21 protein-coding genes are annotated in these 24,096 nt (G+C 36.7%); 2 read left to right on the top strand and 19 right to left on the bottom strand.

Translation table 11 applies throughout. The features are described 5' to 3' along the window. Positions 1-12: 12 nt before the first annotated feature. The 7 genes from CDZ89_RS05930 to CDZ89_RS05900 form a co-directional block, all read right to left on the bottom strand. The gene (locus CDZ89_RS05930; protein ID WP_096153232.1) at positions 13-2,205 is read right to left on the bottom strand and encodes a RelA/SpoT family protein; all 2,193 of its coding nucleotides are present in this window, start codon (positions 2,203-2,205) and stop codon (positions 13-15) included. 220 nt (positions 2,206-2,425) lie between these two features. Beyond that, complete coding sequence (locus tag CDZ89_RS05925) at positions 2,426-2,938, bottom strand: adenine phosphoribosyltransferase (RefSeq protein WP_096153231.1); 513 nt, start codon at positions 2,936-2,938, stop codon at positions 2,426-2,428. A 12-nt stretch (positions 2,939-2,950) separates the two neighbouring features. Continuing rightward, positions 2,951-5,287, bottom strand: coding sequence for a single-stranded-DNA-specific exonuclease RecJ (gene recJ, locus CDZ89_RS05920; protein ID WP_096153230.1), 2,337 nt, complete (start codon positions 5,285-5,287; stop codon positions 2,951-2,953). A 101-nt stretch (positions 5,288-5,388) separates the two neighbouring features. Further along, complete coding sequence (locus CDZ89_RS05915) at positions 5,389-5,667, bottom strand: LapA family protein (RefSeq protein WP_096153229.1); 279 nt, start codon at positions 5,665-5,667, stop codon at positions 5,389-5,391. 179 nt (positions 5,668-5,846) lie between these two features. Beyond that, complete coding sequence (locus CDZ89_RS05910) at positions 5,847-6,743, bottom strand: cation diffusion facilitator family transporter (protein ID WP_096153228.1); 897 nt, start codon at positions 6,741-6,743, stop codon at positions 5,847-5,849. Between the two features lie 246 nt (positions 6,744-6,989). After that, positions 6,990-9,248 (bottom strand): protein translocase subunit SecDF, encoded by a 2,259-nt coding sequence (secDF, locus tag CDZ89_RS05905; RefSeq protein WP_096153227.1) that lies wholly within the window; start codon positions 9,246-9,248, stop codon positions 6,990-6,992. Positions 9,249-9,385: 137 nt separating this feature from the next. Continuing rightward, positions 9,386-9,667: a post-transcriptional regulator gene (locus CDZ89_RS05900; protein ID WP_096153226.1), complete on the bottom strand. Its 282-nt coding sequence runs from the start codon at positions 9,665-9,667 to the stop codon at positions 9,386-9,388. A 124-nt stretch (positions 9,668-9,791) separates the two neighbouring features. Between CDZ89_RS05900 and spoVB the strand changes: the two genes are divergently transcribed. Continuing rightward, entirely contained in the window at positions 9,792-11,339 is a 1,548-nt protein-coding gene (spoVB, locus tag CDZ89_RS05895; RefSeq protein WP_096153225.1) for a stage V sporulation protein B, read from the top strand. Positions 11,340-11,799: 460 nt separating this feature from the next. Here spoVB and CDZ89_RS05890 read toward each other — a convergent pair whose 3' ends face one another. Together CDZ89_RS05890 and CDZ89_RS05885 are read right to left on the bottom strand one after the other, a co-directional pair. After that, positions 11,800-12,456: a DUF421 domain-containing protein gene (locus CDZ89_RS05890; protein ID WP_227521446.1), complete on the bottom strand. Its 657-nt coding sequence runs from the start codon at positions 12,454-12,456 to the stop codon at positions 11,800-11,802. Between the two features lie 126 nt (positions 12,457-12,582). Continuing rightward, positions 12,583-13,869 carry an ArsB/NhaD family transporter gene (locus CDZ89_RS05885; protein WP_096153224.1) on the bottom strand — a complete coding sequence of 429 codons (1,287 nt, stop codon included), beginning with the start codon at positions 13,867-13,869 and terminating at the stop codon, positions 12,583-12,585. Between the two features lie 123 nt (positions 13,870-13,992). Here CDZ89_RS05885 and CDZ89_RS05880 point away from each other — a divergent pair, with 123 nt between their 5' ends. Beyond that, positions 13,993-14,373 (top strand): TIGR04086 family membrane protein, encoded by a 381-nt coding sequence (locus CDZ89_RS05880; RefSeq protein ID WP_096153223.1) that lies wholly within the window; start codon positions 13,993-13,995, stop codon positions 14,371-14,373. 74 nt (positions 14,374-14,447) lie between these two features. Here CDZ89_RS05880 and yajC read toward each other — a convergent pair whose 3' ends face one another. The 10 genes from yajC to safA all read right to left on the bottom strand — a co-directional run bounded on the left by yajC (position 14,448) and on the right by safA (position 23,969). Beyond that, positions 14,448-14,708, bottom strand: a complete 261-nt coding sequence (yajC, locus tag CDZ89_RS05875; RefSeq protein ID WP_096153222.1) for a preprotein translocase subunit YajC — start codon at positions 14,706-14,708, stop codon at positions 14,448-14,450. Between the two features lie 45 nt (positions 14,709-14,753). Next, complete coding sequence (gene tgt / locus CDZ89_RS05870; protein ID WP_096153221.1) at positions 14,754-15,893, bottom strand: tRNA guanosine(34) transglycosylase Tgt; 1,140 nt, start codon at positions 15,891-15,893, stop codon at positions 14,754-14,756. Positions 15,894-15,920: 27 nt separating this feature from the next. Next, positions 15,921-16,949: a tRNA preQ1(34) S-adenosylmethionine ribosyltransferase-isomerase QueA gene (gene queA / locus CDZ89_RS05865; RefSeq protein ID WP_096153220.1), complete on the bottom strand. Its 1,029-nt coding sequence runs from the start codon at positions 16,947-16,949 to the stop codon at positions 15,921-15,923. A 300-nt stretch (positions 16,950-17,249) separates the two neighbouring features. Then, complete coding sequence (locus CDZ89_RS05860; protein ID WP_096156873.1) at positions 17,250-17,432, bottom strand: DUF2905 domain-containing protein; 183 nt, start codon at positions 17,430-17,432, stop codon at positions 17,250-17,252. A 14-nt stretch (positions 17,433-17,446) separates the two neighbouring features. After that, positions 17,447-18,448 carry a Holliday junction branch migration DNA helicase RuvB gene (gene ruvB, locus CDZ89_RS05855; RefSeq protein ID WP_096153219.1) on the bottom strand — a complete coding sequence of 334 codons (1,002 nt, stop codon included), beginning with the start codon at positions 18,446-18,448 and terminating at the stop codon, positions 17,447-17,449. A 15-nt stretch (positions 18,449-18,463) separates the two neighbouring features. Continuing rightward, positions 18,464-19,072 carry a Holliday junction branch migration protein RuvA gene (ruvA, locus tag CDZ89_RS05850; RefSeq protein WP_096153218.1) on the bottom strand — a complete coding sequence of 203 codons (609 nt, stop codon included), beginning with the start codon at positions 19,070-19,072 and terminating at the stop codon, positions 18,464-18,466. Between the two features lie 668 nt (positions 19,073-19,740). Beyond that, positions 19,741-20,316 carry an intercompartmental signaling factor BofC gene (locus tag CDZ89_RS05845; protein ID WP_096153217.1) on the bottom strand — a complete coding sequence of 192 codons (576 nt, stop codon included), beginning with the start codon at positions 20,314-20,316 and terminating at the stop codon, positions 19,741-19,743. Positions 20,317-20,494: 178 nt separating this feature from the next. Next, positions 20,495-21,271, bottom strand: coding sequence for a YhcN/YlaJ family sporulation lipoprotein (locus tag CDZ89_RS05840; protein WP_157842680.1), 777 nt, complete (start codon positions 21,269-21,271; stop codon positions 20,495-20,497). 95 nt (positions 21,272-21,366) lie between these two features. Then, positions 21,367-22,107, bottom strand: a complete 741-nt coding sequence (nadE, locus tag CDZ89_RS05835) for an NAD(+) synthase (RefSeq protein ID WP_096153215.1) — start codon at positions 22,105-22,107, stop codon at positions 21,367-21,369. A 359-nt stretch (positions 22,108-22,466) separates the two neighbouring features. Continuing rightward, complete coding sequence (gene safA, locus CDZ89_RS20355; RefSeq protein ID WP_100333355.1) at positions 22,467-23,969, bottom strand: SafA/ExsA family spore coat assembly protein; 1,503 nt, start codon at positions 23,967-23,969, stop codon at positions 22,467-22,469. Between the last annotated feature and the right edge of the window lie 127 nt (positions 23,970-24,096).

The following is a 24,096-nucleotide window of genomic DNA, read 5'->3' as shown; positions in this document are numbered from 1 at the left end:
ATAGAACCCTTTCTACTGCATTAATCTTCTTACGGAATAAATTTCAGAAATTTGTTTGATTCGTTCTACGACTTTTTGTAAGTGGCCAGTATTTTTAATCAAAATGGTCATATGAATAATTGCCATTTTATTACGATCTGACTTACCAGCTACAGCTGTAATATTTGTTTTTGTTTCGTTGACTGCTTGTAAAACTTCATTAAGCAATCCTCGACGGTCGTAACCAGATATTTCGATCTCGACACTATATTCACGTGAGCCTTTATCGCCTTCCCAATCTACTTGTATGAGGCGCTCATTCGCGTCATCTGTATGCACATTTGGACAGTCAGCTCTGTGAACAGAAACCCCACGGCCTCTTGTAATAAATCCAACAATGTCATCTCCTGGTACCGGATTACAACATTTAGATAATCGAACTAATAAACTATCGATCCCTTCTACAACAATTCCGGCATCACGCTTTTTAATTGGAGATGGCTTTCTCTTTTCAATTGGCTCTTGAAGTTCAGACAACTGCTGTACTTGATCACGTTGTTTTCTTAGTTTTTCCGTTAATCGATTGGCTACTTGTAATGGAGATATCCCGTTGTAACCTACTGCCGCAAACATATCTTCATCATTAGCAAAGTTGAACTTTTCAACTACACGTTTTAAGTTATCAGAAGTTAAAATTTCTTTTACTTCAAAATCCATATTTCTAATTTCTTTTTCGACCAAATCACGGCCTTTTTCGACATTTTCTTCCCTTTGTTGCTTTTTGAAAAATTGGCGAATTTTATTCTTCGCTTGGGAAGTTTGTGCAAGTTTAAGCCAGTCTTTACTAGGTCCGTAAGAATGCTTGGAAGTTAATATCTCAATGATATCTCCCGTTTTCAGCTTGTAATCCAACGTAACCATTTTTCCGTTAATTTTTGCACCTATCGTTTTGTTACCAATTTCAGAGTGAATACGATAAGAGAAATCGATCGGCACAGAGCCAGATGGTAACTCAATTACATCTCCTTTTGGAGTGAAAACGAATACCATATCAGAAAACAAATCGAACTTTAAAGATTCCATGAACTCTTCTGCATTCGTTGACTCATTTTGGAATTCTAAAATTTCACGGAACCATGTAATCTTCTCTTCAAATGATGCACGTTCACTTTGTGCATTTCCTTCTTTATATGCCCAGTGCGCAGCAATACCGAATTCAGCAATTTGATGCATTTCGTCCGTACGTATCTGTACTTCTAACGGATCCCCTTTAGGACCGATAACGGTTGTGTGAAGGGATTGATACATATTTGGTTTAGGCATCGCAATATAGTCCTTGAAGCGTCCTGGCATAGGTTTCCAACATGTATGGATAATACCTAATACGGCATAGCAGTCTTTTATGCTTTTAACGATGATTCGAACAGCGAGTAGGTCATATATTTCGGAAAACTGTTTATTTTGGAGCGCCATCTTACGATAAATGCTATAAATATGTTTTGGTCTTCCTGATAAATCTGCATTAATATTAACTTCTGCTAATTTTTCTGTCACTTCGGACATTACTTCCGAGATGTACTCTTCTCGCTCCGCACGTTTCTTCCTCATTAAGTTAACAATGCGATAATATTGTTGTGGATTTAAGTAACGTAACGATGTATCTTCTAATTCCCATTTAATTTTGGAAATACCTAAACGATGGGCAAGTGGTGCAAAGATTTCTAACGTCTCATTTGAGATTCTACGTTGTTTTTCTTGAGGTAAATGTTTTAACGTTCTCATGTTATGAAGGCGATCAGCTAGTTTTATTAAAATAACACGTATGTCTTGTGCCATCGCAACAAACATTTTTCGATGATTTTCAGCTTGTTGTTCTTCTTTTGATTTATATTTAATTTTTCCTAGCTTTGTAACGCCATCTACTAACATTGCTACTTCTACATTGAATGCATTTTTTATTTCTTCTAATGTAACGTCTGTATCTTCTACAACATCATGAAGAAACCCAGCTGCGATAGTGGATGGGTCCAAATCTAAGTCGACAAGTATCCCGGCAACTTGTATCGGATGGATAATATATGGCTCACCTGATTTACGATATTGCTCCGCATGGGCATTTTTTGCAAAGTCATATACTTTTTGTAAAAATGCAATATCGTCCTCTTTTAAATATCGCCTTGCGTCGTCAATGACTTGCTCAGCTGTTAACACTTGCTCATTCGCCATTTGTTTTCTCACCTTTAAGCTTTCTCATAAATTTATATATTGTAATTATTATCGTGAAATTTCAAATAGATGTAAAGGGCTAAGGGCATAAAAATTAAATTTATCGACAAATTTTTTAGGGAAAGATGGAAAAAATAGAAAGATAGTATAAGTTGGTGGGGAAATATTGAAGTTTTAAAAAAACTAGAGCCAAATACAAGCTCTAGTTTTTCCATATAATTTAATATTTCATTAATGTTAAGATATCATAACCATCAAGCTTGTTTTTGCCGTCTAGGTAAGATAGTTCGATTAGGAAAGCGATACCTGCAACAACTCCACCAAGCTCTTCTACAAGTTTAATTGTAGCTTCGATTGTTCCACCTGTAGCAAGTAGGTCGTCTGTAATTAATACACGTTGACCAGGCTTAATAGCATCTTTGTGTATAGTTAGAACGTCTTTACCATACTCAAGACCATATTCCACACGTGCTACTTCACGAGGTAATTTTCCTTCTTTACGAACAGGTGCAAAGCCAATTCCTAAAGAGTAAGCAACAGGACATCCGATAATGAATCCACGTGCTTCTGGTCCTACGATAAGATCTATTTCTCTATCACGAGCATATTCAACGATTTGGTCTGTTGCGTATCTATACGCATCACCATTATCCATTAGTGTTGTAATGTCTTTGAATTGAATTCCTGGTTTTGGCCAATCTGGAACAATTGTTACGAATTGCTTTAAATCCATCTTCATTTCCTCCTATGAGTGAACAACTTCACGTTCTTTAAGTTGTTCATCAAACCATTCTTTTAATTGTTTATATGATGAGTATAGAAACAAGTTTTCAAGCTCAGCTTGTTCCTGCTTTTTACGGTAAGTCGGTGACTCAGAAAGGTCACGCTTGCTTGCAGGATTACTTAACGCAATAAAGCCCTTGTCTATTGTAACAAATTCTAGTTCAAAAAACACCTGTGACATGAAATCTATTGTTTCTTTTGACCATCCGCGGTGTCTAGCAATATCTCCAGCATATCTATTTAAATCTATGGAGCCTTTTTTCAGTAGCAGTCCGTAATACCATTTAAAATGCTCTCTAGTCGGTATGGTAGAGAAAAAGTGACTCTCGGACTGATAAAAACATGCATACACTCGTTCTGGTTGGCCATTTTTAAAGATGTCCATTATCGCCTCTTTCGAAGGTGGCATGTCCAACAGAACAGTTGATGTTTGATGTAAATTACTAACTTCCGAAACATGCTTCATGTACGGTAAAAAATCTTCTAATGATAACTCTTTAATAATATGTTCATTAAAGTAAACAAATATTGTGTTTTTTGTCGTTAATTTTTGAAGTGTGTTTTTCAATTGCTTTGTTGAACGAATATCAAACAATTGCCAATCAGCTACTTGTATGTCTTGGATAAACAATTGCGGTTTACGATTATTGTTCCATTCATTTATTGTAAGTTCTCCTAAAACGTCAACGGATGCGATTGGTGAAATATCATGAAACGATTCTCCAAAACCAAACCCAACACAATCTAGTGTGCTTTGATTTTTTTCGATTGTCAGTTTCAAATGATTATTGTTCGTTCCAATATGACGAATTTGATGGACGTTTCCATCTCTAACGACTACTCTTGGTTTATTATTAGCTACCCCATATGGTGCTAGTTTTTCTAATTGTTCAATTGTTTGTAGTGAAATATCTTCTAGTAAACATTCCAAATCCACTTCTTTTATTGGGATGAAGTCTTCTTCTTTTAATATCTCGTTAGCCTTCTCCTTCATTCGGTTACGCAGTTCTTCTACATTACCTATTTCAAGTGTCATTCCTGCTGCCATAGGGTGTCCACCAAAGTGAGGTAAAATATCTCGGCATTCTGATAAGTTTTCAAATAAGTCAAAGCCAGCTATGGACCTAGCAGATCCTTTTGCGATGCCTTTTTCTTTATCTAAACTTAACACAATAGTTGGTCTATAAAAGCGGTCAACTAACCTTGATGCAACAATACCTACAACACCAGCGTTCCAACCTTCTCCTTCAACAATTATAAAAGAATTGTCAGTTGGTGGATATTTCTCTTCCACTTGCTTAATAGCTTCTTCCGAAATTTTACTTACAATTTGTTGTCTTTCCTTGTTATAGCTTTCAATTTCATCGGCCAACATTACAGCCTCTTCATTGTCATTTGTCATTAGTAAATGTACGGCTGGATCTGCATCATCTAATCGTCCAACAGCATTTATTCTAGGTCCAATCGAAAAGCCGATTGTTTCTTCTGATATATCTTTTGATTCGACCGAGCATTTTTTCAATAATGCTTTTAAGCCAGGTCTTGTCGTAGATTTCATTTTTTCGATACCGAAGTAAGCTAGAAGTCTATTTTCATCTACTAACGGAACAAGGTCTGCAATTGTACCGATAGCTGCTATTTCTAATAAGTGCTCAGGTAGTTTTCCAAGTAATGCATGTGCGACTTTAAATGCAACACCTACTCCAGCAAGGTCTTTAAATGGATATGGGCATGTTTCTTTTTTAGGATGTATGATGGCAAAAGCTTCTGGTAAAGTTGGACTTGGTTCATGGTGATCGGTAATGATTAGATCAAAGCCTAATTCTTTTGCAATGAGTGCTTCATTATGAGCAGATATTCCGGTGTCCACCGTGATAATGATGGAATACCCTTGCTCTTTAGCAGCACGGAATGCTTGTTCATTTGGACCGTATCCTTCTGTAAACCTGTTAGGAATATAAAAATCGGCAATTGCGCCTGCTTCTCTTAAAGCTGTTAACATAACAGTCGTACTACTTACACCGTCCGCATCATAGTCACCGAATACTAGTATCTTTTCTTCATTTTGTATAGCAGTTTGTATTCTTTCTACAACAATATCCATGTCTTCAAGTAAAAATGGGTCATGAAACTGGGATAATTGTTTATTTAAAAATTTTTGAGCACTCGTTATCTCATCTATTCCTCTATTCACTAGTAGGGAAGCAACAAGAGGAGAAATAGATAGTGCTTGTACTAAATCATTTATTTTTTGTTCATTTGGTTGATTAATTTTCCAACGTGCCTTCGATTGTAACAATATATCTTCCCCCTTTAGCCTTCCTCATTATACTAGAGTGAGAACGTCCCATCAATGGAGGATTAGGAATTGGGAATAAAAAAAAGTAATAGCCGAGGCTACTACTTCTCTTGTGATTCAACTACCGTCTGTTCTTCTTCTGAATAATTTAAGCTTGGTGTATTCGTATTCTCTTTTTTTATTTTCATCATTTGATAAATCGCAAATGTACCAGCAATAACTCCCCCCATTAGGGTAGAAAACAAGATAACTAAGACTAGTGGCCACTCTGCCTTTCCGAAAAGATAGTTTACTTCCACTAGTGCAACATTTAGTACAGCAAAGATCGCGATGATAATAGCAAAAATCAGACCAGCAAGTATATACCATTGAGCACGCATTCGGTAACCTCCCTTTAATTTTTTCTAGTTGAATCAATTTCATAATTACTGTTCGTTTAGTGAAAAACTAATGTTAAGTTTATTATAATTAAATAACGTTTGAAATAAAACATTAATTATCTGAAAGAATAGGTTTAATATTCGTTTTTCGTTTAGTAATTGTACATTATGAAACTCACTCAGTTATCATCATTATATGGATTTATATGGACGAAAACATCTTGTACTTCTATATTTTCCATTAATTTACCTTTAACTTTTTTACCGATTTGGTGACCTTGTTCTACTGTAATATCGGGATCGACTGAAATTTTCAGATCAATGATAATATAGTGCCCATGTTCACGTGCATGAAGTTCATCCAAACGAAGAACACCGGGCATTGTTTTAACAATGTCTTTAAACTCCTCTGTTTCTTCCGCATGTAAAACATGGTCCATCGTATTGTGAATCGATTCTGCACCAAGTTTCCATGCCATTTTTAAAATAAGTAAAGCAACTGCAATTCCTGCTACCGGGTCTAAATAAACTAACCATTCTATTCCTACATATCCACCAATGATAGCTCCACCGATACCAATTAAGGCTGCGATAGAAGAATACACATCTGATCGATGCTCGTATGCATTAACTATAATGGCATCACTTTTTATTTTCTTTCCTAAATTATATTTGTAACGAAACATTGCTTCTTTCGAAACAATCGAAATGATCGCAGCATACACGGCAATCATATTTGGAGGCTCTAATTCCATAAAAAAGGCTTGGAATGAAGATTTCCCGATTTCTACACCTACGATAAATAAAAGCACTGCTACTATAATGGCCGCAATATTTTCAGCCTTCCCATGCCCGTAAGGATGGTCCTCATCTGGTGGTTGTTTAGCTGCTTTTAGCCCTATGTAAACGGCAAGGGAACCAGCAACGTCAGAAGCTGAGTGAACAGCATCCGCTACTAGCGCTCTACTGTTTCCAAGTACCCCTGCAACAGCTTTAAGTACCGCAAGGATAATATTCCCTACAATCCCGACCATTGCGGCAAATTCGGCCTTTCTAAACCGCTCATCACGATCCAACTGCACTCACCCTTCCCTCACAAAACTTACTCTTTTCATATTGTACCCTAAACCATCCCAATATTGCACAAATATTACAGGTTCCTTACAGGTGCCAGGCACTTGAAATATTCTCTTAACACAACTTATGATTCACCATATTCAATCAAATAATTTATGTTACAAACAGTTTAAAAGTGCCTGGCACCTGTAATATTTTCACAAAACAAAACACCGCCTGTAAAGCTGCGGTGTTTTGTATGTGTATTAAACTTGTGGTTCTGGGTCTTCGTCTGTTACGACAGGTTTTCTTTTTTGTCTTTCTAACTGTTTATGTTTCCACACTAACCATAATTGAGCAGCTAGGAATAGTGAAGAATACGTACCAACAACTAGTCCAATTAATAGTGCTACAGCAAAGTTTGTAATAGATTCACTTCCTAAGAACTGTAACGCTAAAACAGCAATGATTACTGTGCCTACTGTATTTAATGAACGGACAAGCGTTTGTTGTAAACTTTTATTTACGACTTCAGCTAAGTCATCGAATGTTTTCAAACGTTTCTTCTTCTTTAAGTTTTCTCGTATTCGGTCAAAGGTTACTATCGTATCATTTATCGAGTAACCGACAATTGTTAAGACGGCAGCAATAAATGTAATATCCACCTCGAGTCGAACTAAACTAAAGAATGCTAAAATAAAGAACGCGTCATGGAACAAGGCAACGATTGCCGCAGCTGCAAACAACCATTCAAATCGGATTGTTACATAAATAATAATTCCGATTGAAGCTATTAACACTGCAATGAATGCATTCATCGACAGTTCTCTTCCTACCGTTGGAGATACGGTACTTATATTTGGTTCAATTCCATACTTCGCTTCAAAATGATCTTTAATCTCTGCAATTTGCACTTGATTCAATTCATCTAAGAAACGAGCAACTGCAATTTCATTATTAGTACCTGCCAATACAACATCTCGTGGTTCATAATTAATAGTTGATAATTCCTCTGTTACTTCTTGAGCAGTTAAGGAAGTTGGCGCCATTATTTCCACTCGAGTACCACTTACAAAGTCGATCCCTAAGTTTAAGCGTAAAAATGCTAACAATAAAATACCAACAACAATCATTCCACCAGAGAACATGAAAAACTTTTTGCGATGTTTTACGAAATCTAAACCAGTAAATCGGTTCGGTGGCTCCGTATCATCTGTAGTTTGGTTAATATCTAGCACTTCTTCTTTTTTCACTCCGAAGTATCCAGGCTTATCATTTAAGAAGCGGCTATTAACCCAAAGTCCTAACAAGAAACGTGTACCTACAACAGCAGTTAAGAAGCTTAATAAAATACTTGTTATTAACATCGTCGCAAACCCTTGAACAGAGCTTGTACCATAAACGAACATAACACCTGCTGCTAATAGTGTTGTAATATTCGCATCTAAAATCGTGGACAAGGAGTTACGATTACCAGCACGGAATGCCGACATGGTCGATTTTCCTAGTTTTATTTCTTCTTTAATACGCTCATACGTAATAATATTGGCATCAACGGCCATACCGACCCCTAAAATAAGGGCCGCAATACCTGGCAATGTTAATACCGCATTCATCCAGTTAAACACTACTAAAATGAAGAAAATATAGGCACTTAATGTTACTACCGCAACCATACCTGGTAAACGATATACCACTAACATAAATAAGAACACTAAGCTTATCCCTACAATACCAGCAAACACTGTTTTTTGTAGTGCTGTTTCACCAAACTGTGCACTAACAGATGTAGAGTAAATTTCTTCTAACTGAACAGGCAGTGAACCTGCATTTAACAAGTCTGCTAACTCTTGAGCAGATTGAATAGTAAAGTCACCATTAATTTGGATGTCTTGATAGTTTAAAACTCTTTCTACAACTGGGGCTGATAGAAACTTAGGTTCTGCTTGTCCTCTTTCCGCTTGATAAGAGTCACCTTCGTCAAAATCAAGCCAAATAACTAACCGATTTTGACCCACACCCATATTTAATACGTCTCTTGTAACCTCGCCAAATTTTTCTGCAGATTTTAATTTCAACGTTACAATCGGAGCATTTGTTTGACTATCAAACGACTGTCTTGCACCATTTTGCACAAGGTCTGCACCATCTAACAACACGTTGTCATTCACATCACGGAACGTTAATACTGCTTCTGTAGATAAGATTTCACGTGCTTTTGTTTGATCGTCAACACCTGCAAGCTGCACACGAATTCTATCGTCACCCTCGATTTGAATCCTTGGCTCACTTACACCAATAACGTTTATACGTTTATTTAAGGCACTAACAGTACTCGATAATACTTCGTGATTAATTTCGTCTTCATCATGCAATGGTAGAACTTCGTAAAGTACTTCAAAACCACCTTGTAAATCTAACCCTAGCTTAATTTCTTTCGTAATCGGGTTTGCCGTCGTTCCAATTACACTTGCTAATAAAATTAGAAGCAAAAAGAACGCAACAATCCGGCCTCTTTTAACCATATTGTCTTAAATCCTCCTTCGATGTGTACAACCACTTTTCAATCGCTGCATGTAAAGTATGTATAAGTTCAAATAAAACTAATATTCTCATTATGAAACAACTAACAACACGTGTCAATTAGACACTTAAAGACATATCACGAATCTTTTACCGATTCAAAATAGTTAGGTGCTTTATATGCTTCAATCGTTATGTAACTCATGTAATCCACAATTTTCAATCTGTATACATCCGATACTAATTCGTGTAACTGTTTTGATTCTGGCTTTTTCCATTTTTTCTTCGTCATACACTCCCATACGTCACCTACTGTCACTTTGTCGTACCCTAGCATATGAAACTCTTCCATTTTACTTTGTAAAACAGGCTCTAAATCAAAACGAAACAAATCGTATGCATGTTCTTTTTTTGTCCCCATAAATAAATACCTCCTTTGTTTTTTCCTATACTTGTCATGCTTGGCCAATGTACAAGCATATAGTGGTAGTACGTATTGATTCACATTTATGATGAAAACTTTTTAAATAAAGGCAGGGAAACTAATGACAAAACAAACCTTTATTAAAGGAACATTAATCCTTATTTTTGCAGGGTTTATTACGAGAATTTTAGGGTTTATTAATCGAATAGTTGTCGCCCGCTTCATCGGTGAAGAAGGGGTCGGCTTGTATATGATGGCTGTACCTACTCTCGTTTTAACCATTACCATCACTCAATTAGGTTTACCTGTCGCCATCTCGAAACTTATTGCGGAAGCGGAAGCTCAAGGGGACAGACGTAAAGTAAAAAAGATTTTAGTCGTCTCTTTAGCGACTACTGGTACGTTAAGTCTTATCTTCACTCCAGCCATGATTCTTTTGGCACCATATTTATCAAATCATCTTTTTACTGATGCAAGAACGTATTATCCGTTATTGGCAATTGCACCTGTTGTACCTATCATTGCTATTTCATCGGTTCTGCGCGGTTATTTCCAAGGAAAACAAAATATGAAGCCGTCTGCCATTTCCCAAGTTATAGAACAAGTTGTACGTATTTCTTTAGTAGCTGCCTTTACAAAAGCATTGTTACCATACGGAATTGAGTATGCCGCAGCCGGTGCCATGTTATCAGCTGTTATCGGGGAATTAATGTCCCTTCTATATATGCTTTTCATGTTCAAAACGAAAAAGAAATTCCGATTACGTAAAAAGTTCTTTACTTTTGTCGGTGAAGGAAAGCAAACATTTAACGAACTCATGAAAATAGCCCTACCCACAACAGGAAGCCGCATGATCGGGTCTATTGCATGGTTTTTTGAACCAATTGTTGTTGCTCAAAGTTTAGCAATCGCTGGTGTTGCTACCGTCGTTGCAACAAAACAGTATGGAGAGCTAGTAGGATTTGCTTTGCCATTACTTTTGCTACCTTCCTTTATTACTTATTCCTTATCAACATCGTTAGTTCCTGCTATTAGTGAGGCTGCAGCGAAAAAAAATACGTTACTTATTGAACATAGACTTCAACAAGCATTACGACTTTGTTTTGTAAGTGGAGGTATTGCCGTTGTTTTGCTGTACGTATATGCTGATCCAATCATGTTGTTAATGTATGGCACAAGTAATTCTGCCATTTACATTAAAGTTATGGCACCGTTTTTCTTATTTTATTATTTTCAAGGACCATTACAAGCAACATTACAGGCACTTGATCTAGCCAAAGCAGCGATGATTAACAGTTTAATTGGTGCAGTTATTAAGACAGCTCTAATCTTTATTTTAGCAACACAGATTGGTATAATGGGTGCCGCACTTGCGATTGTAATTGGGATAGTGCTTGTTACAGTATTACACATGGCGACGATTATGAAAGTGTTATCTTACACTTTTTATGTTAGAGATTATGTAAAAAGCTTTATTACAATGGGGATATGTGTCTTTAGCGGGAAATGGATGTACGGACACCTTCTCCTAGGTGCATCTATCGGAACAAGGAGTATTTTGTTTGTAACCATTACCATCCTACTTTACATTCTTTTACTTTTAATTTTTGGTCTAGTTAAAAAAGAAGAACTTGCAAGAATACCGTTTTTGAAGAAATTTGTACGATAATGAAAAGGTCTGTTTTGTGAAGTTCATTTTGACTTTGAAAGGAGTTGTGAATGAACTTCATATGGCTGATGAAGTTCATTTCGGCTCTGTAAAAAGTTGTGATTGAACTTCATAAGCACGATGAAGTTCATTCCAGCTCTGAAAAAAGTTGTGATTGAACTTCATAAGCACGATGAAGTTCATTTCGGCTCTGTAAAAAGTTGTGATTGAACTTCATAAGCACGATGAAGTTCATTATGGCTCTGAAAAAATTTGAGATTGAACTTCATAAGCACGATGAAGTTCATTTCGGTTCCAAAAAAAGGTGTGATTGAACTTCATAAGCCCGATGAAGTTCATTATGGCTCCAAAAAAACTTGTGATTGAACTTCATAAAGCTTTCAAAGTCTATCTAAAAACTGAACCACTAATAAAATTAAAGAGAGCACAATTTCTAGTTAGAATAAGAAATCGTGCTCTTTTATTCGTCTTTTAGGTCAATAAAAAATACACCATTATCATAACTACAATAAGAGATCTTCTTAATATCTTTGTAACCAAGCTTTCTTAGTTCTTGTCTTAACCATAAATTTGTTTTGTTGTCTGTTTTTAGATTGTCCTCTTGGATAGTTCCGTCCATAACATACGGTAAATTCAAGGTTGGTTCTTTCTTTTTTGACTTCTTTTTATCTTTTTCAATGACAGATAACTTCCCGGAAGGCTCTAATATTGCAAACTCCACATCCGCTACATTTTTTACGTTTTTATCACGTAATTGCACTAATAAGTCATCAAAATTATAACGCTGCTTTTTCATTTCCTTTTCATCAATTTTACCTTTATTAATAATTACCGAAGGCTTTCCATCAATGATGTCCCTAAATTTTTGGCTTTTTAACGAAAGAAAAGCCAACAAAATTTGAATACTTACTAAAAGAAAAATTGGTAACAGTGTATGCCACATTTTATCTTGAGGGTTTTCAATAGCCACTACTGCCATTTCAGCAATCATGATAAATACAACTAAGTCTAATATACTTAGTTCCCCAATTTCCCGCTTCCCCATAATTCTAAAGATGAACAGGATTACGATATATAAGAAAATAGTCCGGGCTATAATAATAAAAACATCATCCAATGAAAAGGCCTCCTTTGAAATTCGAAAGGTTCCTTCATATGTCAAAAATTTATCTAACAGCAAAGGTTATTTTTAGTATGAACTCATTGGAAGAAATAATGTTTTGTAGCATTTTCCATGTGGATTTTAAAAATGAATTAAATATCTGAAATAGATATAAACCGTTGAAAGTACAAGCGAAACGACCACAACTGGAATACCAATTTTCATAAATTGTACAAAATGAATCCCATTATTTGATTTTGCAGCAAGCCCTGCCACGACAAGATTAGAAGATGAACCTAAAAGCGTCCCATTTCCTCCGAGGCAAGCTCCAAGTGCAAGCGACCACCATAATGGATCTAAGTTTGTCATCCCATAGTCCTCAAACTCAACTATTACTGGTATCATCGCTGCTACAAATGGAATATTGTCCACAAAACCTGACAATATACCTGTTAGCCATAAAATAAAAATAGCGGTTGTTGGCAAATCTCCTTCCGTAGCGTAGATCATACCTCGTGCTAGTTCATCGATTATACCCACTTCTTCCATTCCACCTACTAATAAAAATAAGCCGATAAAAAAGAACAATGTACCCCATTCTACTTGTTTTAACACTTCCTCAGGCGCATTAACATCATGAGTTAAAAGTAATAACAAAAGTGCTCCTGCCATCGCTACAGTTGTTAGCTCTACATTTAAAAATGTATGACACATAAAACCTACAATCGTAATAACTAATATAGATAAAGATTTGATTAAAGTTGCATCTAACTTTAAATAATTTGCCGCTTTCAATTTTCGTAATTCTTCTTGCTCTTTCTTTTGAACGTGTAGTTTTTTGCCGTACAATAAAATTAAACCGAACATCGTAACGAAAAATATAATGATAACGATTGGTGATAAATGAAACAAAAAGTCGTTAAAATTCAAATGTTCAACTGCTTGACCAATCATGGTGTTTGGCGGATCACCTATTAATGTTGCAGTACCTCCAATGTTAGAGGCCAAAATAACAGAAATCAAATAAGGAATGGCCGGTAATTTTAAGAATTTAGTTAAGGTCAAAATGATAGGCACTAGCAATAAAACAGTAGTTACATTAGCAAGAAATGCAGAGCCTATAGCGGTTAATAGAGATATGGCAAATAAAAGCGGAATTCCCCTTCCTTTCACTACTTTTGCTAGGAGAATTGCCATATATTCAAAAATACCTGTTTTACTCGTAATCGTTACAATAACCATCATGGAAAATAGTAAAGCAATTGTATTCCAATCAATATATTTGAGAAAAGCAGTTTTCGTTGTTAACACCCCTGCAAGTAGCATTGCCACTCCTCCGATACAGGCTATTAACGCACGATCATACTTTTCAGACATAATAACAATGTAAGTAATAACAAAGATAGCTAATGCTAACGTAGTAAACATGTGTCCCTCTCCCCTCTTTACATCATATGATGCATGTCCATGAAAATATTTGTATTCTAAAAATTTTTGGACATGAATATGCTTGTATTACAGAGCATGTACTTTTTAGGGAGGGGAAAATAAATGGAATCTAAACGACTTGGTTATGCAGTTATGTTTGGGGTTGTGACGATTTTTGTTATTGCCATTTTAACAGGTTTAGTATTTTCAACATTATTAAGGTTTACTTCATTACAAGAAGCATCCGTTGCGTGGATAATCCTTGCACTTTCATTTGTTGCTTTGTTTATTGGCGGATTTGTTTCTGGCGGAAAAGGAAAAGAAAAGGGCTGGTTACTTGGTGCAGCAACTGGTGGAATGTATACGCTAGTAATTTTCTTATTTCAATACTTAGGGAATGATATGTTATTTACGATGTCACAACTATTTTTCCACACAGCTTTTGTAGCTGTCGCTGCACTTGGTGGAATTATTGGAGTTAATTTAACTTCTTCAAGAGCGTAAATGCTACCTTTTCAATACAGAAAAAACCGAAACAGCCATTGGCCGATTTCGGTTTTTTTGTTTGCTAGAATAGATTATTCGCTAATTACTTCACGAATTGCAGCACGATCATATGTAAGACGTGAACCATCTCCAGCTTTAATTACAACTTTGTCTTCGTCTAATGCATCAACGATACCGTGTAAGCCACCAATCGTTACAACTTTATTTCCTTTTGCAAGGCTTGTCTGCATTTCACGTACAGCTTTTTGGCGCTTTTGCTGAGGACGAATTAGTAAGAAATAGAAAATCGCGAACATTAATAGTAATGGCCAAATAACACCTAATAGTTCCATATTTCTAACCCCCTTTCAATAATAATCTACATTTATAATATCATACTAAAAGTTTTTTGCTCCAGGTTTATTAAAACCGTATTTTTCAAAAAACTCTTCGCGGAAGTCACCAAGACGATCTTCACGGATAGCTTGACGAACTTGCTCCATTAATTTTAACAGAAAATGAAGGTTATGATAAGTTGTAAGTCGAATTCCGAATGTTTCTTCACATTTAATTAAGTGACGAATATACGCACGACTATAATTTTTACATGTGTAGCAATCACATTCTGGATCAAGTGGACCAAAGTCACGTGCATATTTTGCATTCTTCACGACTAATCGGCCTTCACTTGTCATTAATGTACCATTACGAGCAATACGAGTTGGAAGTACACAGTCAAACATATCTACCCCACGAATAGCACCATCAATTAATGAGTCTGGTGAGCCAACTCCCATTAAATAACGAGGCTTACTACTAGGGAGTAGTGGAGTTGTAAACTCTAGTACTCGGTTCATAATATCTTTTGGCTCTCCTACAGATAAACCACCAATTGCATACCCAGGGAAGTCCATGGAAATTAAGTCTTGTGCACTTAACTTACGTAAATCTTCATATTCTCCACCTTGCACAATTCCAAATAACCCTTGGTCTTGTGGACGTTGGTGTGCTTGTAAACAACGCTCTGCCCAACGACTTGTACGTTCCACAGATTTTTTCATATATTCATGTGTTGCGGGAAATGGTGGACACTCATCAAATGCCATCATAATATCAGAACCTAATGCATTTTGAATATCCATCGCACCTTCTGGAGATAAGAATAACTTATCACCATTCATGTGGTTGCGGAAGTGAACGCCCTCTTCTTCAATTTTTCTAAATTCACTTAAACTGAAAACTTGGAATCCACCTGAATCAGTTAAAATAGCTCTGTCCCAATTCATAAACTTATGCAATCCACCAGCTTCACGAATTATTTCGTGACCAGGACGTAGCCATAAATGGTACGTATTACTTAATATTATTCCAGCATCCATTGCTTTTAAGTCTTCTGGAGACATCGTTTTTACAGTTGCAAGCGTCCCAACCGGCATAAATACCGGTGTTTCAAACGAACCGTGTGGAGTATGAACTCTTCCAAGACGAGCTCCAGTCTGTTTACACGTTTTAATTAATTCATATCTGATAGCTGACATAGTTAACTCCTTCTTACTTTTCTATTTCTATAAGATCAACATTGCATCGCCGAAGCTAAAGAATCGATAACGTTCTGTAACCGCTGCTTCATAAGCATGTAATACGTTTTCTCTACCTGCTAATGCGCTAATTAACATAATGAGTGTTGATTTAGGTAAATGGAAATTTGTGATCATTCCATCAATTGCTTTAAATTCATAACCAGGGTATATAAATATGTTTGTCCAACCGCTAGCTTCTTTAAACTCCTTATGTTCGGATGCAATTGTTTCTAACGTACGGGTAGAAGTCGTTCCAACTGAAATTATTCTTCCACCATTTGCGCGAACATCGTTTAGCAATCTAGCCGTACCTTCTGACATTTGATAAAACTCTGCATGCATATCATGTTCCAAAATATCATCCACACTAACTGGACGAAACGTACCAAGTCCTACATGTAACGTAATAAAGGCAATATGGACACCTTTTTCTTTTAGCTCATCCAGTAGCTTTTCTGTAAAATGCAAGCCAGCTGTCGGAGCTGCAGCAGAACCTCTTTCCTTAGCAAAAACTGTTTGATAACGTTCTTGGTCATCTAATTGTTCTCTTATGTAAGGAGGTAATGGCATTTCACCTAATCCTTCTAAAACTTCATAAAAAATTCCTTCGTATTGAAATTCGATATGACGTCCTCCATGGTCACTTTCTCCAACACAAACAGCTTTAAGTCTGCCGTCACCAAATGTGAGCACTGTACCTACTTTTACTCTTTTGGCAGGCTTCACAAGCGTTTCCCATGTTTCACCTTCTGTTTGCTTTAGTAATAACACTTCTACTTTTGCGCCTGTCTCTTCTTTTACACCGAAAAGTCGTGCAGGTAATACTCTTGTGTCATTTAATACTAAGCAGTCCCCTTCTTTTACATATTGTAAAATGGAACGAAAGGATGGTTCGTGTGTTAGTTCTCCAGACTCTTTGTTTAATACCATTAACTTGGATGCTTCACGGTCTAATAGTGGTGTTTGTGCAATTAGTTCTTCTGGTAGATGAAAATCAAATAGATCTATTTTCATAAAAAATGTTCACCTTTTCGCTTTAATCTTAATCTATATTATTTATTGGATACTAACCGTTGATGTTCATGGCTGATGTTCGTTTTCCGCGGGCGGTAAAAAGGATGGTTATTTTCACCGTCGTGAAAAAACCTACTCCTCGGCGCAAGCGTCTGCGAGGTCTCCCTTATCACGCTTCTCCCGCAGGACAATGAGGGCTTCCTTGAGATTCTACGCACGAAGAAAATGCGGATGCATTTTCGAGGAGTCTCACATCTACCACGAACATCAACTTCATTTGTATTTTTAATTCAAATTATTTCAACGCACTCTTCCAATAAAATAAAATACTAAACTTAATACAACACTGATAATAATAGACGTTACGATGGGAAAATAAAAGGTAAAGTTTCCTTTTTTCATGACAATGTCACCTGGAATTCTTCCGATTACTTGCCAAAGGAGTCCAATTAACAATAGAACTCCGCCTATTACCATTAACATCTTTGGTAATTCTATCACTGCTGTGGCACCTCCAGCCCAAAGTGTTCGTAAGCTAAAGCTGTTACAATTCTACCTCTTGGTGTTCGTTGTAAAAACCCAATTTGCAATAAATACGGTTCATACACATCTTCAATTGTATGTGACTCTTCACCAATGGTGGCTGCGATTGTATCCACTCCCACAGGTCCACCCCGGAACTTTTCCATTATACCTGTTAAAAGTTTATGGTCAATATGATCTAAACCTAATTTATCTACTTGCAAGCGATCTAACGCTTCTTTTGCAAGTGATTCACTTATTGCTTCTTTCTTTAAAACTTGCGCAAAGTCACGCACTCTACGAAGTAACCTGTTTGCAATCCTCGGTGTTCCACGGGCTCTTCTTGCAATTTCAGATGCAGCCTTCACTTCAATCCCAATTTCTAAAATTTGCGCTGTTCGAATACAAATTTCTGTTAGTTGAGCTTCATTATAATACTCTAACCTACTTAAAACACCAAACCTGTCTCTTAATGGTGCTGTTAATAAACCAACCCTTGTTGTTGCACCAACTAACGTAAACGGTGGCAAATCTAAGCGCACAGACCTAGAGCTTGGACCTTTTCCTATTACAATATCGAGACAAAAATCTTCCATTGCCGGATATAATACTTCTTCAATGGAACGGTGCAGACGATGAATTTCATCAATAAACAACACATCACCTGGCTCTAAAGCAGTTAATATCGCAGCTAAGTCACCAGGCCTTTCAATCGCAGGTCCTGCTGTTGTACGAAGTTGAACCCCCATTTCGTTAGCAATAATCGCAGCTAATGTTGTTTTACCTAGCCCAGGAGGTCCGTAAAGTAAAACATGGTCCAACGTTTCCTGCCTTAGCTTTGCCGCTTCAATAAATACTTCTAAATTTTCTTTTACTTTATCTTGCCCAATATATTGTTTTAAATTTTGCGGTCTCAAGCTAAATTCTAGCGACTGGTCTTCCCTATTGGCATCTTGAGAAATCATTCGTTCATCCATACTATTTTCACCCCTTTATTTGAGGAGGAGCTGTAACGCTCTCTTAACATATTGATCTGTTGTTAAATTTTCTTTTTGAAGGGCTGGGACAACTTTTTTAATCTCTCTATCACCGTACCCTAACACTTTTAACGCTTCTAATGCTTCATCTAAAGCAGGCTGCTCACTAGGCGGAAATAACTCGACGTCTTGTTGAAAAAGGTTAGGCATTGCAGCTGGTACAATATCGTTCAGTTTGCCTTTTAAGTCTAATATAATTTGGCGAGCTGTCTTTTTTCCGACTCCAGGGAATTTCGTTAAGAATTTTTCATCTTCATTTTCTATTGCTTGTACGACTTGGTTTGGCTGTCCTGTAGCAATAATTGCTAGTGCACCTTTTGGACCAATTCCTGTAACATTTAAAAGTTTTAAAAATAAGTTTTTTTCTTCTCTTGTATGAAAGCCGTATAGAGCTAAAATATCTTCTCTTACGTGCTGGTATGTATAAATCGTAATAGCTTTTTCTTTATTTACTTGATAGATGAATGGATTTGGTGCATGTATTTGATAACCAATTCCATTTACATCTAAAACAACATATTCGGGACTTACAAAATCTACGTAGCCTTTAACAAATTCGATCAAAATCTATCCTTCTCCAATCAACGTAATGTCTGTTTAACATTTTACCATAATCTTAGAACGTTTGTACGGTAGAAGGAATGATTTCGTTTTAATATAAGAAACAGGGATTGAAACTGTTACTGTTCACTGTAGTCTTTCATTTGTATATTTTGTTTGTTACATAAACATTGATAGGTCCTTTTCGTAAAAAAAGGTTTGATCATTGACTTTATTTAAAAACTATAGTGGATTGAAGCGGAAGGCACTTGACTCCTGCGGGACATAGAGGAAAGGGCGAGACCCCGCAGACGGTACGTCGAGGAGGCTCGTCTTCCTCCCAGCGGAAAGCAAGTGCCTGCGGTAATGTTCTACTTTTAACTTACTTTTAAAGAATAGTATACGAAAAAGAACTTAACAAAAAAAGGCCAGCAGTTTACGCTAGCCAAAATTAATTAAGTTAGAATTTGAGAAGATTATAATACGACAAACCAATTCTAAAATATATATTGTTGATGTTCACTGCAGGTGCTCGACTCCTGCGGGAAAGCGTGTTAAGTGAGACCCCACAGGCGCTTGCGCCGAGGAGTAGGTTTTTTCACGACAGTGAAAATAACCTTCCTTTTTACCGCCCGCGGAAAGCGAGCACCTACAGTGAACATCAACAGTTAATTCCCAATATAAAATTTTGTTTATTGTAGAGAAGAATATGGTTTGAATGTTGCTATTACTTCTTCATATTCATGTTTTGACATTACTTTAATACCCGTTTTTAATTTTATATGTTGATGACTTTCTAATTTACCTACATCAATTTGAAAAAAAGACTGAATTATTTTTGTTGCTTCCGTAGGCTTTCCATCATAGATAGTGAGAATACCGTCTTCCGAGATCCCAAAATATCCGTTCGTTTTAAGTAATGGAGAAATATCATCTATATGCTGTAAAAAAACAACTTGTTCCTCGTCTTGATCGACTAATAGCCAATCCTCATATTGAGCCCAGAAATCTTCCATTGCCCATATTGTTTCTTCAATAACTTCTTCACTTACTTCACCATCAATATATATTCTTTCCAAAATAACGCGTAAAGTTAAAGGTCCATTTACTTCATATGCTTCGTTTTTATGATGTTGAAACAAATAATCATTTGGTTCCGCTTCTTGTTCTACTGCTTCCGTTAAAACTAGGGCAGTGTAAAGCATTCCACACATCGCTACAAAAGCAGCAAAAAGGATCATTATTTGTTTTGGAATGATGGGTTTCATTGTTTCCCCCTCACATTCTTTTTAGATTATCTTTAAATTCTTTTTCTATTTTGACCAAAAATAGAAGGATTATCCAAGATTTTTGGAGAATTTTTGAAATTGGGTATTTAGAGGTAAAAAGAGGTAATTTTAACTATAAAAAAAGAACAGCTATAAAAGCTGTTCTTTTCCAGTATGGTTATCGACCAGGAGTAATGGTATCAAACATACTACGTATATCTTGGTTTAAACGTTCTACAGGACCACCATCACGCAAATCATTATCGACTTGACTCATACGATTTAACGTACTTTGGTCTGCTACTACACGACAATCTCTATTTCCAATTAGCGGTTGTACAGCACGACGAACATCACGTGTTACTTGTGCGTCACTAAATCCTTCTTGAGGTTCCACCGCAATCATTATATCGTTGCCGTAAATAATCGCTCTAGCATCTTCTACCCCTCTTACAGTGGAAGCACGTTCCGCTAATTGTTCAGAAAGTGCACCATTGTAATTGTTGTAATAAGACGGTCTAGCACCTACATTTGTACCATCTAAATGACGGTGATAGTTTCTATCACTACGACTGTATCTATTATCGTTTGGGCCAAACATTCCACGATCTTCATTTGCAAGTGGAACAGTAGGATTTGTTAAAGTTGCATTTCGGTCACCGTTAATAACTGCGCGGTCCATAATCTCAATTAATGGACCATCGTTATCCCCAATACGGTATGCATTGCCACGTTGGTCAACATTTTGATTTCCACGTGTATTTACATTTTTTGTACCGAAATTGTTCGCACGATTAGGTGCATAAGGGTTGTTTTCACTTGTATAGTACCCAATTGGCCTAGAGTTGTCATAATAACGTGTATCGGCAGCTTGATTTCCAGCGTTTCCTCCACATGCCGTTAATCCACCAAGCAATAGGGCACAAGAAGTTAATGTAAGCACTGACTTCCTCAATGTAATAACCCCCTCACATGTCTTGAACACATAGTCGTGTTCTACCTTAGCTTGACATAATAAGGGGATTTTTATAGATGGCAGTTAACCCCAAGTTAAAATTTAGGTGGTGCATAAGCTAGTTCGCGCTTATGCGCAGAACGACCATGCAGTCTGTCAATAATGGCTTTATCTTTTTCAGGGATTTTTTCCCCTTTTAAGTAGTTGTCAATCATGTCATAGGTTGTTCCCATTTCGTTTTCATCTGTTTGACCTTCCCAAAGACCAGCACTTGGTGGCTTTGTAATAACAGATTCAGGTACGCCTAAAACTTTTGCCATTTCTCGTACTTCGCCTTTCGTTAAATGAACTAAAGGTACTAAGTCCACTCCACCGTCACCAAACTTTGTAAAATAACCTGTATGCCATTCAGCAGCATTGTCCGTTCCAACTACTAAATAGCCGTAATTATTTGCAACAGCATATAATGTTGTCATACGTAGACGAGCACGGGTATTTGCATCGCCTAATCTCGCCGTTTCCTCGTTCCATTCCCCTTTAGCCTTTAATTGTTCTTCCATCGCATTAAATAGGACTGTATGTGTTTCTGTTAAATCAACTAAAACGTGATCAATTCCACAACTATTAATTACTTCTAATGCATATTCTTCATCTTTCGGGTTGCTTTTACAAGGCATAATAACGCCTAATGAATTATTTGGGAACGCTCTTTTAATTAAATGAGCCACGACTGCGGAATCGATTCCACCACTTACACCAACAATTAAACCGTTCAATCCAGCAACATTTACTCTTTCTTGTAACCACATAACTAACTTCGAAATTTTCTCTTCCATGTGATGTATTCCCTCCAACGTATATGACTAGATTAATGCTTTTCATTACCTATACCCATTTGAGTGAATTTCATACTATTTCATTACTATATGAAAAACGAATGATACCAAATAATTCTTATTTGAGAAATAAATAAAGTACAAACATAAAACATAATCGATATTACAGCTTTCGTTTTTCACTAAACGAACCGTAGTTATGAAATTAATTCAAATAATATGGAATGTATTTATTTTATCATGTACTTTCATTTCGTCAAAAAATTTCCTCCATAACCAATAATTACATTTTAATTTTTTATAATAGTAAATTACTAAAGAAAAAGAGACGATTAATTGAAATCGCCTCTTTCTTTTAATTATTCGTTATCATCTTCCCTGTCAGGACCGTTAAAGTCATTTGTTGAACGCATATCTTGTGGATAACCATAGCCATAACCTTGTGGGTTAAAAGGTGCTCCCATCGGATAGCCAGCTTGCATTGGCATTCCATAACCATGTGGAGATAATCCGAATGGAACTTGTGGCATTTGTTGTGGTATACCATATGGCATTGGAGTAGGTCCACATCCACAGTCACCTTGTCTAGCACCTGGCATTTGCTGCATTCCACCATTCATACCAAAGCCTTGTTGTGGCATTTGTCCAAATGGTACACCTGGTGCCATTGGCATTTGTGGCATTCCCATTCCCATATTTTGCTGTTGCTCCATTTGTTGTTGCATTTGTTGCAACATTGTCATATAATCTTGCTCTTCATCCAAACCTGCTACTTGTGTTTGATCAAAATCTACGTCCATGTCCATATCCATATCATTCATTCCCATATATGGAGGCATTTGTGGGAACTGTTGCATTTGTGGCATTTGTTGCACTTGTTGCATGTGAGGCATCATCATTGCTGCATCAAAATCATCATCTGACTCCATCATCTCAGGCATCATTTGTGGCATACCTGCTTGAGGCATCATACCTTGCATTCCGTATGGAGTTGGTTGACCATAGTAAGGTTGCATTGGTTGATAGCCCATTTGACCATGTAATCCAGAACCAGGCATAACTGGAGTACAAGGAACTGGGATACAATATGGATGTGGCATCGGCCATTGGGGCATACCCATTGGCATCTGCTGTGCTGGCATTTGCATGTGTTGTAATGGCATTTGCATAGTTGGCATTTGTTCCGGCATTTTCATGTGCTGTAATGGCATTTGCATAGTTGGCATTTGTTCCGGCATTTTCATGTGTTGAGTTGGAGCCTCTTGAACACCCTTCACAACTGGCTCTTTCATTGGTGTTTTTTCTGATGCAACCGCTTTTGGTGCTACTTGTTTTGGTGCTACTGCTTTTGGTGCTACTGCTTTTGGTGCTACTTGTTTGGGTTGAGCTTTTGGTGGCATTTTTGGAAATTGGACATTTGCCTTTTGTTGCGTAATCGGAATATTAAATGTTACATAATTATTTACATCCACTTCAGGGAAGTAAGGTTTTATTTGCGGTAACTTAGGAACAAAAGGAGCTTTTGCTTCTTCTTTCACTTCTTTTACACCCATGACTTCAGGTTTTTTCGGCATTTCTTTAAATGGATGTTCTTTCACTATAGGTGCTTCTTTTTGTACGCCCATTACTACCGGTGCTTCTTTTTGTACGCCCGCTACCTGAGCTTCTTTTGCAACACCTTTCACTTGGGTTTCTTGCTTAACTTGCACACTTGCTGTTGGAACTTTAATTTTCATACCGGGCATAATCATATCTGGATTGCTTAATTGTGAATTTGCACTTTTTAACGCTTCGAAATTCACATTATATTTCTGTGCAATCTTCCACAACGTATCCCCTTTTTGGACAATATGGATTTTCAAGGATATTCCCTCCTTAGCAAAGTCTTTACAGTCTATGTGTCAAATGGGCTTTTTGCCACTATTCTTCAACACAAATTATGCGAATAATTTGGACTTTATGATAAAAACTTGGCTATTCTGTTTGTTA

This window comes from Bacillus alkalisoli (assembly GCF_002797415.1).
GTDB classification, from domain to species: domain Bacteria; phylum Bacillota; class Bacilli; order Bacillales; family Bacillaceae_I; genus Bacillus_CD; species Bacillus_CD alkalisoli.
This window is presented reverse-complemented; position numbering and strand designations above follow the sequence as displayed.

Coding starts and splice junctions, on each gene's coding strand:
- CDZ89_RS05930 (WP_096153232.1), bottom strand. CDS start 2,205: ATGGCGAATGAGCAAGTGTTAACAGCTGAGCAAGTCATTGACGACGCA.
- CDZ89_RS05925 (WP_096153231.1), bottom strand. CDS start 2,938: ATGGATTTAAAGCAATTCGTAACAATTGTTCCAGATTGGCCAAAACCA.
- CDZ89_RS05915 (WP_096153229.1), bottom strand. CDS start 5,667: ATGCGTGCTCAATGGTATATACTTGCTGGTCTGATTTTTGCTATTATC.
- secDF (WP_096153227.1), bottom strand. CDS start 9,248: ATGGTTAAAAGAGGCCGGATTGTTGCGTTCTTTTTGCTTCTAATTTTA.
- CDZ89_RS05900 (WP_096153226.1), bottom strand. CDS start 9,667: ATGGGGACAAAAAAAGAACATGCATACGATTTGTTTCGTTTTGATTTA.
- spoVB (WP_096153225.1), top strand. CDS start 9,792: ATGACAAAACAAACCTTTATTAAAGGAACATTAATCCTTATTTTTGCA.
- CDZ89_RS05885 (WP_096153224.1), bottom strand. CDS start 13,869: ATGTTTACTACGTTAGCATTAGCTATCTTTGTTATTACTTACATTGTT.
- CDZ89_RS05880 (WP_096153223.1), top strand. CDS start 13,993: ATGGAATCTAAACGACTTGGTTATGCAGTTATGTTTGGGGTTGTGACG.
- yajC (WP_096153222.1), bottom strand. CDS start 14,708: ATGGAACTATTAGGTGTTATTTGGCCATTACTATTAATGTTCGCGATT.
- tgt (WP_096153221.1), bottom strand. CDS start 15,893: ATGTCAGCTATCAGATATGAATTAATTAAAACGTGTAAACAGACTGGA.
- queA (WP_096153220.1), bottom strand. CDS start 16,949: ATGAAAATAGATCTATTTGATTTTCATCTACCAGAAGAACTAATTGCA.
- CDZ89_RS05860 (WP_096156873.1), bottom strand. CDS start 17,432: ATGTTAATGGTAATAGGCGGAGTTCTATTGTTAATTGGACTCCTTTGG.
- ruvB (WP_096153219.1), bottom strand. CDS start 18,448: ATGGATGAACGAATGATTTCTCAAGATGCCAATAGGGAAGACCAGTCG.
- CDZ89_RS05845 (WP_096153217.1), bottom strand. CDS start 20,316: ATGAAACCCATCATTCCAAAACAAATAATGATCCTTTTTGCTGCTTTT.
- nadE (WP_096153215.1), bottom strand. CDS start 22,107: ATGGAAGAGAAAATTTCGAAGTTAGTTATGTGGTTACAAGAAAGAGTA.